A 1,209-nucleotide genomic window follows, 5' to 3' on the forward strand; every position below is an offset into this window, starting at 1 on the left:
AGATAATTATCTTACGGGGGCTTATGAGCTGAGACATGGTGGCCCGGATAAAGGCGTTGATGTGGCAATGATGGAGGGGGTTCTGAGAGAGGCACCTCTTGAGAACTTCTTTATATCAATGGCTGCCCGTTTAATTGGCCCGGAAGCTTTTGATAGCCATCATAAGATCAATATCACCTTCACTGACAGGCAGGTAAATTTCTATTTGTGGATTGAAAATGCCGTTCTGCATTTTGAACAAATTGAACCTGTCAGTGATGCGGATGCCACACTTAAGGTGACTCATGAGTTATTTCTCAAAATGGCCACTGATCAGGCTGGGATCAAAGAAACCCTGTTCTCGGATGATTTGACGGTGGAGGGTAGTAAGCTGGATTTAGTGAGTTTCTTCAGGTTGTTTGAGAAGCCGAGAGGTGTCTTTAATATCATTGAGCCTTAAGGAACTTACTTCTAGGTTCCCTAGAATAAGGCCATTTGATTATCTATTAGGCGATCAAAGTCCATCCCGATAAAGGGCAGAATGCCTTCCGCGATGGGCTTTAGCTGTTTCTCAATGTAGTGTTGGTAATCAATGTCTGATTCAAGATAGTCCAAAGGCTCAGGCCCGTTCAGGGTGATGATATAGTTGATCCAGCCTTTGTGTTGATACTGTAGTGGCTTGCCAAGCGCTTTGTTCTTTTCGTCGGCTATTTTGGCAGATCGAGCATGGGGTGGAACGTTTTTAACGTACTCTCTGAGCGGTCTTCTAAGGCGTTTTCGATAAACCAGCTGATTATCCCGTTCTCCATTCAGTGTGGCCGCCACGGTGTCTTTGATAAATTGGCTTGGGTCGCGATCATCAAAGACGATTTGGTAAAGATTCTTTTGAAAGTCTCTCGCCACGTCTGTCCAATCAGTGCGAACCGTTTCCAACCCTTTAAAGACCATTTCCGGTTGTTGATTTTTAACAACCATACCGGCATAGCGCTTTTTACTGCCCGCTTCAGAACCACGAATGGTCGGGCGTATAGGACGTTTAAAGCACCTTTTCACCCTTCGGATGAAGTAGCATACCCGAAATTGCTGCTCATTTTTATTGCCTAAGCCCCGGAATTTAGCTTCACAGCGCCCAAAGAAGGTCGTATTTTGGTCGATTTGACCGAAAAGTGCCTGGCGAATGGATCTTTAGCCGACAGTTGCCCCACCGGCCTGCCGCAAAGGCTGACAGTA

Annotated in this window: 2 protein-coding genes; one reads left to right on the forward strand and one right to left on the reverse strand. The window is 45.9% G+C overall.

Going from position 1 to position 1,209, the window contains the following annotated elements:
• The coding region (locus tag A3766_RS02405) for an alkyl sulfatase C-terminal domain-containing protein (RefSeq protein ID WP_197479216.1) at positions 1–439 on the forward strand (439 nt) is incomplete at its 5' end.
• Between the two features lie 20 nt (positions 440–459).
• Here the strand turns inward: A3766_RS02405 and A3766_RS02410 are convergent.
• A complete protein-coding gene (locus A3766_RS02410; protein WP_068510504.1) occupies positions 460–1,032 on the reverse strand; it encodes a DNA polymerase domain-containing protein in 573 nt (190 codons plus the stop codon).
• Positions 1,033–1,209: the final 177 nt, after the last annotated feature.

It is taken from the genome of Oleiphilus sp. HI0132, assembly GCF_001635845.1.